This is a genomic window from Paenibacillus sp. J31R98 (genome assembly GCF_056269245.1).
The window spans coordinates 1,809,009-1,824,288 of the sequence record NZ_JBWDNO010000001.1 but is presented as its reverse complement, the minus strand read 5'-3'; the positions used below and the strand labels follow the sequence as shown (position 1 = coordinate 1,824,288).

Sequence of the window (15,280 nt, the reverse complement as noted above, 5' to 3'; positions counted from 1 at the left end):
CCCCTGAAAGACGATCAGGTTGATAGGTTCGAGGTGGAAGCGCGGCAACGTGTGCAGCTGACGAATACTAATCGGTCGAGGGCTTATCCTAAATAAGTGAAATCCAGCTAAGCAAGAAACCTTCGCAAAGGTTCGTATCCAGTTTTCAGGGTGTTAAGTACCCTATATAGCGTGCCGGTGTAGCTCAGTTGGTAGAGCAACTGACTTGTAATCAGTAGGTCGTGGGTTCGACTCCTATCGCCGGCACCATTATCCACTTTAATAGCAATACATAGAATGTTTCTTATGGCGGTCGTGGCGAAGGGGTTAACGCACCGGTTTGTGGATCCGGCATTCGTGGGTTCAAGTCCCATCGGTCGCCCCATAAAAAAACAATAAGTAAGTTTTGCGAACTGTTGGGGATTAGCCAAGCGGTAAGGCAACGGACTTTGACTCCGTCATTCCTAGGTTCGAATCCTAGATCCCCAGCCATTTATTCGCGAAAGTACTGGACTGCATAGCAGCAAATCATTAATAAAAAGTTACTAATCAAACCTTGCCTAGGCAAGGTTTTTTTGCATCCTAAATCGAATTTCAAAGAGCGCAGCCCACTCGGACTGCGCTCTTCATGCTATGCTTCCACTTCGATATGCGAGAACGAAGTGAAATCGAACAATCCTTTGTCCGTCAGCTTCAAGCTCGGAATGACAGGCAATGTTAGAAAGGATAAGGTCAGCAGCGGGTTAAAGGTTTGCGAAGCGCCAATCTCAGTCATGGCGAGCTTCAGCTTCATCAATCCATCAGCCACTTCATCATATGGACGATTGGACAATAAGCCAGTAATCGGCAGCGGCAAGGACGCCAGCACTTTATCGCCTGCAATGACTGCGGCGCCGCCGCCAGTGCGAATCACTTCTTCAATCGCAGCCAATATCTCCTCGTCTGATACTCCGACAACAACGATGTTATGGGAATCATGTGCGACAGTGGTGGCGATAGCACCGCGCTTCAACCCGAAGCCTTTGACGATTCCTACGCCTACATTGCCGGTTGCTTGATGACGTTCGATTACGGCGATTTTGAGCAAATCGCTGTCTACAGTTGGTGAGAACATGCCATCCTCCACCTTGACCTGTTCGATTAGGTGATTCGTGACAAGCGAATTCGGAATGATTTCGATAATGTGGCAACGATCACCTTCCAGCGGTATAGCAAGATGAGCCTTCTCAACGTGATGAACATTCACACTAGGCAGCTTGCTGCTCAAACTGTCAGACATCGATTCTTCCGGAGGAAAAGCTTCTTCTACAAGTTGACCTGCATCAACGACGCAGCGCCCGCGTTTAAATACCTGATGTATCTTCACTTGAGCCAGATCGTCGAGAATCAGAAGATCGGCTTGATAACCTGCAGCAATTGCGCCATGCTCGCGAAGGCGGAAGCATTCTGCCGTATTCAGTGTCGCCATCTGAATTGCGGTGATAGGCTCGAATCCTTTGGTGACTGCGCGCCTTATAATATGATCAATGCTGCCCTCGCTTATTAAATCGTCTATCAGCTTATCGTCGGTAACGAAGAGGCAGCGCCTGGAATTGCGCGGTGTGACGACCGGTAACAGTGCGTCGAGATCTTTGGCAACCGTGCCTTCACGAATCATCAAATACATGCCAAGGTCAAGACGGTCTTGCGCTTCTTGTAAGCTGATGCTCTCATGATCGGTTCGAATGCCTGCAGCCATATATACATTCAAGCCGTCACGACTGATCCCGGCAGCGTGCCCGTCTATGAGGGCGCCAGCTTCTTGAGTCACAGCCAGCTTGTTAAGCATACGCGACTCTGTATTCGCTACAGATGGATAGTCCATGACCTCGGCCAATCCAAGTACTTTCGGATGATGGAAGAAGGGCATTAGATCCTCGGCATCGAGCTGAGCGCCGTTACTTTCAAAAGGTGTTGCAGGAACGCAGGAAGGCAGCATGACGAAAGTGTCGAACGGCAATCCTTCGGCAGCATCAAGCATATACTCGATTCCGTCTGTTCCAGCGACATTTGCGATTTCATGGGGATCGGTTACGACTGTTGTAACCCCATGCAGAAGGAGAACGCGTGCAAATTGCTGAGGAGTAAGCATGGAGCTTTCGATATGTACATGTCCGTCGATGAAGCCTGGCACGATATATCTTCCTTGAGCATCAATTGTTTCTTCTCCCACGTAGTTGCCAATCCCGGCAATCATCCCATCTGCGATAGCAATGTCGCCTTGCATGAGCTCTCCTGTAAATACATTCACAATTCTTCCGTTACGGATCACTACATCCGCGGGTTCTTGCTTGGCGGCGACTCGGATACGTCTGCACAAATTTATACGGTTCTGCTCCATAATTCACTCTCCTGTTTCGGTAGACAAATAAAAAAAATCCCGATCACAAAAACATGTAAGTTCGCTACACATTTTTGTAATCAGGATTTTACGGCTCCTGGTAGAGACCCTCAAACCATATTATTGAGGTTATACAATGGCTTATTAAGCTGTAGTCATTATACAACTAGCGGTGATGCGGATCAAGGGGAGATCTTTTCGCAGGTTGGAACGAAATGGAAGGAAAATGTATTGTAATGTCGAAATTACATATAAAGTAAATTATTATGGGGTGATTACAATGCTAACAGCACTTGAACATGTACAAATTCCAGTAAAAGAGATGGACCGAGCAATTTCATGGTACACTGAGCAGCTTGGATTTCAATTAGGCAGTCGCGACGGAGATCGCATCGCTTTCCTTGATTTACCGGAGGGTCCTACTCTTATGTTATGGCAAACGAGCGATGAAAAGACAGATGCGCAGTTTACCGTAAATGGAACGGAGTTTCCTACAATGCTGTATCGCACAACCCAGATTCATGAGCTGCATCGTAAGTTGACGAGCTTAGGCACTCAAATACAAGTATATCAAGACGACGGTTTCGCATGGGTGCTTAAATTTTATGATTCGGAAGGAAATCTGTGGGGCGTCTTGCAATTCAATAAGTAGGACTTTAAGAGGAATAACTTCGTCTCAGGGGGCAGGATGAAGAGATGGACACAAGACAAGCAGAGAGATTAATTACAGAGTGGGCCGTAGCTAACGCCGATTTGGTTGGACTTGGATCGAATCAGCTCCAGGCATTGTACATCTATAATCCCGGAGGCTTCAATAACTTGTCCATTCGTTTGACAGATGGCAGCAGACAGCTTCATGTTAAACTAGCTCCTCCTAGCAAGGTTGCGAATTTACGGCAGTGGGCAAGTGTGAGTGATTATCTGACGGAGCATTACACCGCGCCGAAGCTTATTCATGAGATAGATGGAGAAATCGTGCCCGGCTATCCATACGGCTTAGTTTTTGAATATATCGAAGACGCGACGCCGCTCGCGGAAGCTCTATTGTCCGATGATAGTTTGGTCCGTGTAATGGAGACTGCCGCGAAGCTGCATCGCGACGATCATTTACGCCGAATGCTGCCTCAAGCGGATGAACGAACTTATATGGAAGCTTTCGAGGATGAGTATATGACTAGATTCTCAGAAGATCTTGACGGTATCATTGGGTCTCGCGAGCTGCTCAGGGACTTCATCTCAGACGAGACCATTACATGGTTCGGTGAGGAAATTGAGAGGCTGAGAGAGGCTGTCCGGCAATCAGCTGCATTTCATCGCATTGCAACAGATGTTGTACATAATGACTTGAATGGCAATAACGTTCTGACATACGGCGAAGACGAAGATGTAGGTGAAGGCTTTCGAATTATCGATTGGGACGAGCTGTCCGGTTATGGCGATGCCGCTATGGACTACTCGGTCCTACTGTGGCCGCTAGCGCAAAGTCCGTCATGGCCGATTTGGAGAGAGAAGGTGCTGGCATTAGCAGGTGAGGCTGTGGTTCAGCGCTTAGAGCTGTATTTTAGAGCGAAGCTGTTCGATGATGTCATTGATGTGTTGGCTGATTATGTCGAGGCAGAGCAAATACCCGAGTATCGGGAGTCTACCCAGGCTAAGAGCAGAGCGACTCACCTTCGCTCGTATCCGATTTATATAGAAAAATATGGAATTTAACTTCGAATGATAAAGGGGCAACAAAGATGTATGCAGGGCCGACAGCTTTACGTTCAGTCATAGATCCTAGATATCTGGAATACTGCTTAAGCGAACATTATGATATCGGACAATGGGAAGAGTGTCTATTCTTCCTACGGGGGTTAAACGACACGTATAGGATAAGAACAGCAGGTGGGTATTACATTCTTCGTGTCTACCGAGTTTCGGTTAGCGAGAACGATGTAGCGTACGAGGTATCTTTACTCGACCAATTATCAAGTAATTTGTGCTCGGATACAAACGTGTCTGAACCAATTGCCAAACAAGATAAGAGCACGTACACCGTTATCGAAGCGCCGGAAGGCAAGCGAGTTGCTGTAATCTTCAGGTACATCAATGGTACGGAAAACGTCCTTCAAGACGAGGACTCATGTTACGCCTTTGGTAGGTCTGCAGCTGAATTGCATGCAGCCATGGATAAGGTCAAGCTAGAATTACCACGATACGAAATGGATACAAGGTTTCTAGTCAGACAGCCGCTGGAACGAATTATAGGTTACATTGGTGAGAACAATCAGGCAGTACCTTTTCTACACCAATTCGTGAATGCACTGGAAGAACGAATCGCTGCTGCTGCAAAGCATGAATTGGATTGGGGTATATGTCATGGCGATATGCATGGCAATAATAATGCATTTCAAGAAGGTATCTCATTCACGCATTACGACTTTGAATGGGCTGCGCCTGGATGGAGAGCTTACGACCTGGCTCAAGTAAAGGGAAGAAAGAGACAGTTAACAGATAAAAAGGATTTGTTATGGGATGCGCTCATCGCAGGCTATCGTTCTGTTCGGGATTTCTCCGCTCAAGATGAAGCGGCAATAGATTTGTTCATGATTGTTCGTCGCTTGTGGGTCATGGGTCTTGATGTCGCGTTTATCCCGAGTAATTCTGGCATTCTAGATTATTCGGAAGATTGGCTGGACGGATTTATTAACGAATTTCGGTCGTATCAGTTGGTTTAATGAAGCGTGGAATTCGCATGAAGCATTCATCAAAGATTATTTGTATTTGCGGGCCTTGAAAGAGAAAATAATCCATAGTTTGGAATTTATCATTCACTCAAAAGGGCAGCCGAACACATCGTTCGGCTGCCCTTTGCTTGTCATGGTTTGATTATCCCGTATAAGCTGATGCGTTCAAATTCTCCGGACCGACACGACCGATACCTTCCGACCGAGCGATTGCGAATAAGGTATAAGGCAGCAAGCCGGACGCCGGCGGTGGCACATTGTAATCGGACGCCGAGAACGAAGCGGTGTGAACGTCGCGTTCAAACGAGTTCAAGGACTTAAAGATGAGGAGATCATTAATCGTTAATCCTCGAACCATATACAGCTCAAGCGTGAAGGCAGTCGGGAAATCCGTCGGCAGTGCAGCGCCAACCATTCCGGTTAATTGAACACGAATCGTGCCTGGGGTACTCTGCGGAATGTTGAGCCCTACCTGACCGACAAGCACTGGAGTATCGAGTGGGAACGTATCAAACTCTTCAAGTACTACAGTGATATTGCTCGATGTGCGTGCATCGATAAGCTGACCCATCGTATCACAATCCTTTTCTACTACTCTATGCAGCTCTGGTAGATAAGGGTTGGACATGCCGATATTTTCGCGTCGCTTATTGCCTAGTGGAACCTTGTTCGGACAGCTGGAATGCAGATCGGATCTTCTATGAGATGCGGCTCTGTTGCCTCACGCTTCCCAGCAGGCACATCGGGCACCAGCATCGGTCCGTATTCGGCGCGGTTTGCAGGCCGCTTCCATTTGCGAGTGATTGTGCGAATACCGATCGGGTAGATAGTCAGGTCGCCGTTCTTAGCAATATGAATGCGAAGAAAGTTCTTATAATCTTCATTTTGCAGGGCAGAGAAGGCTTCATTCGCATGACGTCCAAACCAATTAAGCGAGATAAAGAGGTAGATACCCATAATGATAGAACCGATGATCCAGCCGCCATATGCAATGAGGATGCCGGAGAGCAGCAGCGCGCCAATCCCCCAAGACAGATGGAATCCGCTGCTAGCCAGATAGATCGCACCGCAGCCGATGAAGAACGATGCCGTGACATGAATGGCTCCATGAAGGCAGCCTGCGATCCACTTATAGACGCGCGAATGCGTATCCGTAAACAGCCAGAAGCCGGCTATGACAATGATCATCCAGATGAAGGCACCAGGTGAACGGCCGATCTCTGATAAAGAAGAGGAGACTACAGCGGCATAGCTTGCAGATTGGGGAGGATAAGTGTTGACTGACAAGAAGGAGTTGCACACGAGTAAATACAGAATCGCCGTAACGATGCCGAATAACGGATTCTTCCAGGCAAATAAGAAGTTCATCCAGGTCAGCCTTCTGGACTGCGCCTCCGATGGAAAATCATGCATTCGTTCAAATTCGAGCGGATTCTCCTCGTCATAGCTCGTTTCCTTGATCGAACGAGCTCGTAAGTCATGCGTCGGATGAAGGAATGCTCCGCCGCCTCCGGCTGTAATCTTCTCAATCTTGAGGCTGTGATCCGCCGCGCCTCCTGCAAACGTAGGCACATACTCGAATCTGCGGTAATGATGGGAGTCGCCGGCGAGGTAGACATGAATGCCGATATGGCGGTCCTTAAGCATTTTCTCGAGGTACGCGAGGTTGTTCTCGTTGTAGACGGGGTCATAGTCTTTGTACTTGTGCTTGTAAACCCAGTAGGGCTCAGCATTACAAAGGATGACCCGTTCGCTCGGATCAATCTGCTCGGCGACTTGCTCGAAATAGCGGACCTGCTGCTCGTCAATATCCGAGTTCAGCTGAATATCGGTTCCGAGCAGCCACCAGCCGTGCGGCAGCTTAAGGGCAAAATAGCTCCGCCGCTGTGGCGCTTGCCAGCCATTAAACCACTTTCGCGCAGAAAAAATACGCGAGAACGCAATTAATCCGTCATACCAGTCGTGATTTCCCGGAATGGCAAAGACATGCGGATGCGGGTCCTTAGAAAAGCCTTGCGCCATATGATAGGGTGCGATTAGCCGCTTGATATAAGTTTCGCTATTCGCAGTTGGATAGACCTGATCGCCGCCGAAGATGAGAATATCGCCTCGTCTGGTCGTATAATTCTGGCTCTGGCTCTGGCTCTGACTGTGGCTCTTATTTCTCGTCGAATCGTTCACAGTGTGCAACGTCAGTTCCGGCTGAGTCAGTGCATATGCGACGGAGTAAGTGGAATTAAATCCGTCTCCGACGTCGCACACATAATCAATCCATATTTCATCCCGGTCTTGATGCACGCTCGGGATGTAGAAGCCGTCTGCATCGGTCATGAAGCCACCTTTGCCATCCGGCATATATTCCTTGGCGTAATCATTAATCTGCTCTGCATGCTGGTTGTTGAATGCTTCAATGAGTCGATAGTCCGAATAGCGGCCGAACAAGGTAGAGAGCACGGTCCTGGTGCCGGTAACGATGAGCTGTGCAGGGTTGAACCATTCGACCATTCGTGGTCTTGTTTTTGGCTCACGGATCATTTTATCGACGAGCTTCTGCACTTTCCCGCTAATCATACGTTTCTCCTTCCCGCGATACGCGACAATAATTAGGCAATCTGGGCTAGGTACTGATTCCAGTTCCAGATAATCCCACATTATTATGACACAGCACGCTTGCAGATCACGTCGAATGGTGCTTTCTCATACAACAAAGGCTGCCATTGCTGGCAGCCTTCTGATTGAGATGCTAGATATGCGAAGCCTTTGAAAATTTCTGCTTATACACCTGTTCGAGACCAACCGAGATCAGATGGAATCCGAGGATGAATACAATGTAAGCGACTAACGGGATGAACAGCACCCATTGGTAGATAAATAGATAGTCACGCGCTTGTCCAATCAGTCCGCTCCATTCATTCGTACGGCTCACATACTGAACAGGGTCGAAGTACATCGTCGTGCCGCCTACGAAGATATTGAAGATCGCAAGCTGGCCGAATAGGCTGAGCGCGAGTACGATTTCCTGCACGAACAGGATGAGGAAGCTCTCCAGAAGATGCGGGAAAATATGTCGGCGAATGATGGTTAGGTGACCGGCGCCGATTGACTTGGCAGACAGGATGAACTGCTTCTCGCGCAAGATCATCGTCTTCTCTTTCATCGTGGATGCGACTGTCGGAATGCCCACGAGAGTCAAAATGATGGCGACAATCGTTGTCATATACAGCGGAGATGCTGCTGGGTTCATCGTAATGCCGATCATAATCATCCAGACAATAATGAAAATCGGAATGCCGTTCAGTACGTTCCAGATGGGAAGCTTATCGGTACGACTAGGCTTTGCTTTACCCATATAGCCAAGGAACAAACCAATTGCTCCGCCTATTAGAATGCGAGAGAGGGCAATTGCCAGAGAAACGAAGATGGTATATTTCGAACCGGCTAGCAGCTTCGCGAGCATATCGTAGCCATCCTTGTCCGTTCCAAGCGGGTACTCCTTGCCCGGAGGAATTGGCGGAACAATCAGATCGCCATTGCCGTTCTCATCGACCAAATAAGTGACGCTTTGACGCTCGTCAATACTGTGTGGAGCAAAATAGGGTCCGAATAGGGAAGCAGCAATGATAACAATGATGATAATAAGTCCCACGAGTAATGATTTGTTCATGTTCATCGTACAAACACCTTCTCTGCACCAAAAATAACGAGTCGAAGCAAGCTGTAAACAATCGCATAGAGCAGCAGAAGTGTCAGAATGCCATTCACAACAAGGCTATATTGATAACCGTTATACGCAAAAGCGTTGGAGAATACGAGCATTGTAACGCCGCCCAGGTTGAATAGATATTCAAAGATAAACAAGTTTCCGAACAGAATGCCCATAAACTTGTGCAGATCTGCTTTGACAAACGGCAGTACATTCGGTAGTGCGTGGAAGAAAATAATGTAACGCTTTCCGAGCCCGCGCGCCTTGGCAAAGCTAATGTAATCCTCGGTTAGCGTATGGCTCATGTGCAGCGCGACGTTACGAATCATATAATTCGCAGGAATAATAACCGTCGAAATAAGCGGCAATGCAATCGCCGGATCATCCGTCGAGAAGCTGGCGACGTCGAAGATGACATAGCCGGTCTCCGAGGCAATGAACACAATGAGAAATTGTAGCAGGATGACAATGACAAAGTCCGGCAATACAGCCGTCAACTCCAAAACCCGTTTCAACCATTTCATGCGGGTAACAGCGAAATAGACGCCGATCAGAACGCCAAGTGTTGTGCCGATAATGCCGCCAATGGTGATGTAGAAAAGGGTGACCGAGAAGCTTCTCCCGATCTGCTCCCAGAACAAATGCTCTGTTTTGCCAGAGAAATAATGGAACGACTGACCGCTCCATATTCCTTTCATATAATCACCAATCGTAGAAAAGCCGCCTGACCAATTGAAGGATAACGCGCCTTCAAAATGATCCGCTTGGAGCACGACGGGGAACATCCCAAATAGCAGAACGAACAGCAGAATACCAGGGACAAGCAACGTAATTTGTAAGACTTTCGGCATGCAAGGGCTTCCTTTCAATCAGAGTGGCTGGTAGATGCAGAGTGTGTAAACGATTATTTCACCCTATTAAGTATAGCCCTTTAGTTCGTATATGCAAGACTTCGCGGCTTGGAAGGAGATCCCAGTACTGGATGGTCTGCGATGGCCTTATTCGACGTAGATCATTTTGCGTGTCATGCCGCCGTCAATGACAAGATTCGTCCCGGTTACAAAGTCATTCGCAGGATCCGTGAAGTACAGGCACGCTCTTGCGATGTCTTCCGGCTTACCGACACGGCCAGCGAGATGCTGAGCATGATCTTCGGTGCGAAGCTGGCTGTAGTCGCCGGTTTCAATCCAGCCGGGGCTGATCGCATTGACCCGGATGCCATCAGGGCCAAGCGAAGCGGCGAGCGCATGCGTCAGCGATAAGATACCGCCTTTGGATGCGGCATAGGCTTCCGAATTCGGTTCCGACATCAGCGCGCGCGTCGATGCGATATTGACGATTGATCCGCCGCCATTGCCCCGCATAAGCTTTGCCGATTCTCTTGCCAATAAGAAGCTTGCCCGCAGATTCGTGTGAATGACGTAGTCCCATTCGTCTACGGTTAAGTCATAGACGGATTTCCATGCGCCGAGCCCTGCATTGTTGATGAGAGCATCCAGACGATCCGTTTGCTCCCGCAGCCAGACGAAGAACGCTTCAATCGCAGACGCATCGCTTAGATCAAGCGCTCGGATCAGTGGCCTCTCAAAACCTGATGCTTGAATGAGTTCAGCTGTCTGTTCTAACGATGCGTTGTTCTTATCAATCAAGATGGTACGTGCTCCATGCTGTGCGTAAGCTTGTGCTAATGATCTGCCAATACCGTTGCCAGCTCCGGAAATGAGCACAACTGGATGGTTTGCTTTCATCTAATTCCCTCCGCATAAACGATGTATATTTATGATCAGATATACAGGTTAGGGAATGGAAAGTCAAACCTCCTCGTCCTCCCGTACTGAAACCTTTCGGGAACCTTACACCAAAATTGGTGTTTTATGTAAATTTAGACGACATAATGGGCGGATATCCCTACGATTTTTGTAGATTTGTTGGCGTTTTCATAATTAAGTGTAGAAATCTGTAAGGCTTCCATAGTATTTTTATACTAGTAGATTAATTTGATAGCTGCTAAAGGATTCATGTACACCAACTACGGAATGGGGATTAATTAATGTTAAAAGAACAAATGAGATATTCTCGTCTTGCGAATTTAACGAAGTTAATCAATACGAAGCTCGAATTGCGAGAAGTATTGGAGCATGTGACGACTGCAATTTCAGAAGAGATCGTCCGGTGCAATTCCGTAGGCATCTACTTGCCCCAAGAGGATGGAACATTCCGCGGTTATGTGGGTAAGCCAAGTGTTATTAACGGTTGGACTATAGATATGCATGTGATTGATACAGAGATGGATCTCCTCGCTAAGGAAGTCATCGAGACGAAGAAAACGATCTATATCCCTGACACCTCCAGGGACACGCGTCCTGATCCGAGAGCTGTGCAAGGCTTCCAGATTAAATCTCTTCTCGTTCTGCCGATTTCCTTCGAGCAAGAATTGTTTGGCCTTGTTTTTCTATTCGATTATGGCATCCCGATGAATTTGACCAATTCTGAAATTCAGACGGTCGAAGCTTACGTGAATATGGCTGCGGTCGCGATCCAGAATGCGAAGAATATGACGCACAAAGAGAACCTGATCTACGAGAAGCAGCTGCTTCTCGATGTTACCCGCGACCTGGCAATGTGCTCGACCATGCAAGAAAGCTTGGACAGCTGCTTCTTCTACTTAGGCAAGGTACTCGATAACTACAATATCGGCGTACATCTCTTGGACCCGATTACCGAGAGCCATATCCGTCCTGCCAAGCTAAGCAAGAACGCCGATTGGACGGAAGAAGATTGGATGAATCAGCATAACAAAATCCGTATTGACGAGAGTAACGATGCGGTCATCCAAGAGGTCATTCGCACGAAGAAAGCAGTCCTTATTCCAGATGTGTTCGCGGACAGTCGGCCGAATCATGAGGTTTGCCGTAACTTCGGCATGAAGGGGTTGCTCATATTCCCGATTTTGTCCTTGGGCGAAGTGCTCGGCGTTATTCCGGTCGTTAATCTGGACGAGAATGGAACGTTCGCTAATTTCTCGGATACAACGCTGCAGCTGGCTCAATCCATCGTAGATGCTACCGCTTCGACGCTGTCGAATTTGCTCTACATGGAGAAGCAGGAAATTATCATTAAGGAGCGGACCTCGGAAATTACGGTCAAGAACCGGGAGCTTGAGCGCGTCATCACCGAGCTTCAGCAGCTCAGCAGAGAGAAGGAGCTTATCCTGAACTCTGCGGGCGAAGGCATCTTCGGACTTGACCTGGGCCGCAATATTACGTTCTGCAACCCCGCTGGCATTTCGATGCTAGGTTATGAATCAAGCTGCGAGCTGATTGGTCAGCCATCGAAGATTATTTTTAAAGGGAAGCATCGCGAGAGCCAGGATGATAAGTTCCAGCGGAAGGACAAAACAAGCTTCACTGTGGAGTATGTTATTTCTTCGATTCGCGAAGGAGACGAAATTGTCGGCGAGGTTGTCACATTCAAGGATATTACGCAGCGCAAGCAGATGGAAGAAGAGATCAAATACCGCGCGTACTTCGACAGTCTAACAGATCTGCCTAACCGGCTTCTGCTGAAGGACCGGCTTAGCCAAGGGCTGACTCAAGCGCAGATCAACGGCGAGAAGCTGGCGGTCCTTTACCTGGATTTGGACCGTTTCAAGTTCATTAATGACTCGCTCGGACACAGCTACGGCGACTTGCTGCTGCGCGACGTGGCGAAGCGGCTTAGCGATTGCGTGCCGAAGGGAGCAACTGTCTCCCGCCAGGGCGGCGATGAATTTACGATCTTCCTCCCGAACATTAAGAATGAGAATGAGGTACAGAAGGTTGTTCAGCTCGTCATCGACTCGTTCACCGATCCGTTCCAGCTGCTGGAGAACGAAATTTATATGAAGGCGAGCATCGGCATCAGCTTGTATCCGGATAACGGCGATACCACGGAGACACTCATCAAGAATGCGGATACTGCGATGTACAAATCGAAGGAGATTTCGGGCAACAGCTACCATTTCTTCAAAGAAGGGATGGATACGAGAACGTTCGAGCGCGTGAAGCTGGAGAACGATCTCTATAAAGCGCTGGATCAGAATGAGCTTGAAATCTACTACCAGCCGCAATTCAATAATAAGACGAGCCGCATCGTCGGCGTTGAGGCGCTGCTGCGCTGGAATCATCCGAAGCAAGGTATGATCGCTCCAGATTCGTTCATCCCGATCGCAGAAGAGACAGCGCTTATCGTACCGATCGGCGAATGGGTGCTGCGCGAGTCATGCAAGCAGCTCAAGGCTTGGCAAGAGCAAGGCTTCCCGCTCGAGAGCATGTCCGTCAATTTGTCGGTGCGCCAGTTCGAGCAGAACAATCTGTTCGCGATGGTCAGCAGCGTACTTGCGGAAGTTGGCTTGCCACCTGAACAATTGGAGCTTGAGCTGACGGAGAATCTGATTATCAAGAACCGTGAATTGACGCTCAAAACGATGAAGGAATTGAAGGGTCTTGGCATCAAGATCGCGATTGATGATTTCGGGACAGGCTACTCGTCACTGGGTTATTTGAAGACACTGCCAATTGACACGCTGAAGATCGACAAATCGTTCATGCAGGATATTACCAATGACGATAATAACGCCGCAATTACCGATACGATCATAACGCTAGCACACAACTTGAATTTAAACGTTATTGCTGAAGGCGTTGAAACGATGCAGCATGTAGAGTTTTTATCTGCAAGGGACTGTTACTTAATGCAAGGCTACTTCTTCAGTCGTCCCATGAAAGCGATGGATATTGCAAAGCAATTTCTTACGGTTTAAAAATTGGGTGATGTGGAGGGACTTCAATGAGAGCAGCTAGAGCGGTTTTGGAGTTTTTGAAGGAAAATGGGGTGGAGCATCTGTTCGGCATTCCGGCAGGCTCGGTCAACGCATTCTTCGACGAGCTGTACGATATGCCGGAAATCGAGCCGGTTGTTACGAAGCATGAAGGGGCCGCTTCCTATATGGCGGCCGCTTACGCGAAGTACACGGGCCGGCTCAGCGTGAGTATTGGCTGCAGCGGTCCTGGCGCGACCAATCTGGTCACAGGCGCAGCGAATGCCATGCGTGAGCATCTGCCGGTGCTGTTCCTGACCGGAGCGGTACCAGTCGGCACGATGGGGCTTAACGCTTCGCAGGAGCTGGACGTCAGCCCGGTATTCCGCCCGGTTACCAAATACAGCGTGCTGGTCACGGAAGCGAAGGATGTCCTTCGCGAAGTGGCCAAAGCGTGCCAAATCGCGATCTCCGGCGTGCCTGGTCCTGTCCATGTCGCCCTTCCCATTGACGTTCAACATGCAGATATCGGCTCGCCGATTATACCTCCACTATTACCGAGGAAACCCATCGTTCCCGTGCTTGCCGTCATCGAGAAGGTGGCGAAGGCTCTGCGCGAGAAGAAGCACGGCGTCATCTTCGTCGGGCAAGGCGTCAGAGGCTCCGTCGACTCCTTGCTTGAGCTGTCCGAGTTGTTGGGCTGGCCGATCGTGACGACACCGCAGGCGAAGGGCTACATCCCGGAGAACCATCCGCAATATGTCGGCGTGTTCGGCTTCGCTGGGCATGAGGCGGCGTCGCGGCTGCTTGCCGACGACAACGGCGGCGCTTTGCTCATCGTAGGCTCAAGCCTAGGCGAGACAGCGACGAATAACTACAATATGAATCTAACCAAAGGCCGGTACACGGTTCAGCTTGATTTTGACCAGACGGTGTTCAATCGCAAGTACAGCATTGATCTGCCGGTGCTTGGAGATATTCATTTAAGCTTGCTGATGTTAATTGAGGAATTAAGAACGCTTGGATTGCAGGAGAGAGCCGTGCGTGTGAAGGATCGCGGCGTAGAATCGCGACATGTTCTTACCGAAGAGTTCTCTACAAGGAATGTGCTACTTCAGCTGCAGCAATGCTTGCCTGTGAATACTCGGTACACGGTGGATATCGGGGAGTTTATGTCCTATGTCATCCATCATATGAAGGTGTTAAATAAGGATACATACAATATCAATGTTCACTTCGGGGCAATGGGAACAGGCATCGCCTCGGCAATCGGCTCCAAGCTGGCAGAACCCGAGCGCCCAGTTGTCTGCGTAACGGGTGATGGCTGCTTCTTCATGCATGGCATGGACATTCTGACGGCGAAGGAGTTTGGCTTACCGATCCTATTCGTCATCATTAACAATGCGCGTCTTGGCATGGTCTATCACGGGCATTCGTTGCAGTTTAAGCGGACACACCCTTCCTTCGAGCAGGAATCGGTGGATATTGCGGGGATGGCAGCGGCAATGGGCATTCCGAGCTTGCGGGTAACAGGGCTGGGCGAGCTTCAGCAAGCCAGCCTCGAACCGCTGCTCGAGCTGAGCGGACCCGCTATTCTGGAGGTCGTGTTGAAAGACAACAACACGCCTCCGATGGGCGATCGCGTGAAGTTCTTATCATCCTTCGGCAAGTAGCAGTGTAGCAGAGTCGGA

General features: G+C 49.0%; 11 protein-coding genes, 3 tRNA genes, 1 rRNA gene and 1 riboswitch. Of the genes, 9 read left to right on the top strand and 6 right to left on the bottom strand.

Annotated elements, in window-relative coordinates; translation table 11 throughout:
* The 4 genes from AC0YNX_RS08245 to AC0YNX_RS08230 form a co-directional block, all read left to right on the top strand.
* Positions 1-91 (top strand): 23S ribosomal RNA (locus AC0YNX_RS08245); the annotation flags it as partial.
* Between the two features lie 82 nt (positions 92-173).
* Positions 174-249, top strand: a tRNA-Thr gene (locus AC0YNX_RS08240).
* 39 nt (positions 250-288) lie between these two features.
* A tRNA-His gene (locus AC0YNX_RS08235) sits at positions 289-364 on the top strand.
* 32 nt (positions 365-396) lie between these two features.
* A tRNA-Gln gene (locus AC0YNX_RS08230) sits at positions 397-471 on the top strand.
* Between the two features lie 139 nt (positions 472-610).
* On the opposite strand, the gene ade is transcribed toward AC0YNX_RS08230, so the two are convergent.
* A complete protein-coding gene (gene ade, locus AC0YNX_RS08225; protein ID WP_475815138.1) occupies positions 611-2,359 on the bottom strand; it encodes an adenine deaminase in 1,749 nt (582 codons plus the stop codon).
* A gap of 57 nt (positions 2,360-2,416) precedes the next feature.
* Positions 2,417-2,516, bottom strand: a riboswitch (purine riboswitch).
* Positions 2,517-2,564: 48 nt separating this feature from the next.
* Between ade and AC0YNX_RS08220 the strand changes: the two genes are divergently transcribed.
* The 3 genes from AC0YNX_RS08220 to AC0YNX_RS08210 are packed head-to-tail and all read left to right on the top strand — an operon-like array spanning position 2,565 to position 5,079.
* The gene (locus AC0YNX_RS08220) at positions 2,565-3,011 is read left to right on the top strand and encodes a VOC family protein (protein ID WP_475815137.1); all 447 of its coding nucleotides are present in this window, start codon (positions 2,565-2,567) and stop codon (positions 3,009-3,011) included.
* 44 nt (positions 3,012-3,055) lie between these two features.
* Positions 3,056-4,072, top strand: coding sequence for an aminoglycoside phosphotransferase family protein (locus AC0YNX_RS08215; RefSeq protein WP_475815136.1), 1,017 nt, complete (start codon positions 3,056-3,058; stop codon positions 4,070-4,072).
* 26 nt (positions 4,073-4,098) lie between these two features.
* Entirely contained in the window at positions 4,099-5,079 is a 981-nt protein-coding gene (locus AC0YNX_RS08210) for a phosphotransferase enzyme family protein (protein WP_475815135.1), read from the top strand.
* Between the two features lie 151 nt (positions 5,080-5,230).
* Here AC0YNX_RS08210 and AC0YNX_RS08205 read toward each other — a convergent pair whose 3' ends face one another.
* From AC0YNX_RS08205 to AC0YNX_RS08185, 5 genes are all read right to left on the bottom strand, one after another.
* The gene (locus tag AC0YNX_RS08205; protein ID WP_475815134.1) at positions 5,231-5,659 is read right to left on the bottom strand and encodes a hypothetical protein; all 429 of its coding nucleotides are present in this window, start codon (positions 5,657-5,659) and stop codon (positions 5,231-5,233) included.
* Positions 5,660-5,742: 83 nt separating this feature from the next.
* Positions 5,743-7,659: a metallophosphoesterase gene (locus AC0YNX_RS08200; protein WP_475815133.1), complete on the bottom strand. Its 1,917-nt coding sequence runs from the start codon at positions 7,657-7,659 to the stop codon at positions 5,743-5,745.
* A 172-nt stretch (positions 7,660-7,831) separates the two neighbouring features.
* The gene (locus tag AC0YNX_RS08195; protein ID WP_475815132.1) at positions 7,832-8,752 is read right to left on the bottom strand and encodes an ABC transporter permease; all 921 of its coding nucleotides are present in this window, start codon (positions 8,750-8,752) and stop codon (positions 7,832-7,834) included.
* Positions 8,753-8,754: 2 nt separating this feature from the next.
* Positions 8,755-9,642 carry an ABC transporter permease subunit gene (locus AC0YNX_RS08190; protein ID WP_475815131.1) on the bottom strand — a complete coding sequence of 296 codons (888 nt, stop codon included), beginning with the start codon at positions 9,640-9,642 and terminating at the stop codon, positions 8,755-8,757.
* A 147-nt stretch (positions 9,643-9,789) separates the two neighbouring features.
* Complete coding sequence (locus AC0YNX_RS08185) at positions 9,790-10,539, bottom strand: SDR family NAD(P)-dependent oxidoreductase (protein WP_475815130.1); 750 nt, start codon at positions 10,537-10,539, stop codon at positions 9,790-9,792.
* Between the two features lie 302 nt (positions 10,540-10,841).
* Between AC0YNX_RS08185 and AC0YNX_RS08180 the strand changes: the two genes are divergently transcribed.
* Together AC0YNX_RS08180 and AC0YNX_RS08175 are read left to right on the top strand one after the other, a co-directional pair.
* Complete coding sequence (locus tag AC0YNX_RS08180) at positions 10,842-13,592, top strand: sensor domain-containing phosphodiesterase (RefSeq protein WP_475815129.1); 2,751 nt, start codon at positions 10,842-10,844, stop codon at positions 13,590-13,592.
* A 26-nt stretch (positions 13,593-13,618) separates the two neighbouring features.
* Positions 13,619-15,262, top strand: a complete 1,644-nt coding sequence (locus AC0YNX_RS08175) for a thiamine pyrophosphate-binding protein (RefSeq protein WP_475815128.1) — start codon at positions 13,619-13,621, stop codon at positions 15,260-15,262.
* Positions 15,263-15,280 lie beyond the last annotated feature (18 nt).

Excerpts from the sequence above, each read along its gene's own strand:
- AC0YNX_RS08190 (WP_475815131.1), bottom strand. The coding sequence starts at position 9,642 with ATGCCGAAAGTCTTACAAATTACGTTGCTTGTCCCTGGTATTCTGCTG.
- AC0YNX_RS08215 (WP_475815136.1), top strand. The coding sequence starts at position 3,056 with ATGGACACAAGACAAGCAGAGAGATTAATTACAGAGTGGGCCGTAGCT.
- AC0YNX_RS08175 (WP_475815128.1), top strand. The coding sequence starts at position 13,619 with ATGAGAGCAGCTAGAGCGGTTTTGGAGTTTTTGAAGGAAAATGGGGTG.
- AC0YNX_RS08210 (WP_475815135.1), top strand. The coding sequence starts at position 4,099 with ATGTATGCAGGGCCGACAGCTTTACGTTCAGTCATAGATCCTAGATAT.
- ade (WP_475815138.1), bottom strand. The coding sequence starts at position 2,359 with ATGGAGCAGAACCGTATAAATTTGTGCAGACGTATCCGAGTCGCCGCC.
- AC0YNX_RS08200 (WP_475815133.1), bottom strand. The coding sequence starts at position 7,659 with ATGATTAGCGGGAAAGTGCAGAAGCTCGTCGATAAAATGATCCGTGAG.
- AC0YNX_RS08205 (WP_475815134.1), bottom strand. The coding sequence starts at position 5,659 with ATGGGTCAGCTTATCGATGCACGCACATCGAGCAATATCACTGTAGTA.
- AC0YNX_RS08180 (WP_475815129.1), top strand. The coding sequence starts at position 10,842 with ATGTTAAAAGAACAAATGAGATATTCTCGTCTTGCGAATTTAACGAAG.
- AC0YNX_RS08195 (WP_475815132.1), bottom strand. The coding sequence starts at position 8,752 with ATGAACAAATCATTACTCGTGGGACTTATTATCATCATTGTTATCATT.
- AC0YNX_RS08185 (WP_475815130.1), bottom strand. The coding sequence starts at position 10,539 with ATGAAAGCAAACCATCCAGTTGTGCTCATTTCCGGAGCTGGCAACGGT.